This window comes from Vibrio sp. 1069 (genome assembly GCF_033340555.1).
In genome coordinates, this window is the sequence record NZ_JAWOWP010000662.1 from 1 (window position 1) to 586 (window position 586).

General features: G+C 50.5%; 1 protein-coding gene. It reads left to right on the forward strand.

Annotated features, from left to right (window positions below; all coding sequences use genetic code 11):
- Positions 1–20 precede the first annotated feature (20 nt).
- The coding region (locus R7040_RS28335; RefSeq protein WP_318097867.1) for a cation:proton antiporter at positions 21–586 on the forward strand (566 nt) is incomplete at its 3' end.

Below are 586 nucleotides of genomic sequence, written 5' to 3' on the forward strand. Positions count from 1 at the left end.
AGAGCACCAAGGAGGTCAGCATGGCGATAACCAGTGAGTTTCTACAAAGCAGTGTCGTGTTTCTGTCGGCGGCGGTGATTGCTGTTCCTTTGGCGCAGCGATTTGGCTTAGGTTCGGTGCTTGGCTATTTGTTGGCAGGGGTATTGATTGGCCCTTGGGGATTACGCCTGATTAGCGATGTCGATGCGATTCTGCATTTTGCCGAGCTCGGGGTGGTGTTACTGCTGTTCTTAATTGGCTTGGAATTGAACCCGAAAAAATTATGGCAAATGCGAGGGCCGATTTTAGGTCTTGGCGGCGCGCAAGTTGTGGTGACGACGGCGGTTATTGGTAGCATTGTCAGTTTGTTTGGCTTGAGTATGCAGGTGAGTTTGGTCATCGGCATGGGGCTCGCCCTTTCCTCTACGGCTATTGCACTCAAAGTGATTGAAGAGCAAGGCCTCAATGGCACCGAAACGGGCCAGTCTGGTTTTGCTGTGCTGCTTTTTCAAGATATCGCCGTCATACCGATGTTGGCTATGTTACCGCTTTTGGCTGGTGAACAGAATGTAGGTAGTTGGTTCGATGCTTTTACCGTTTTAGGCAG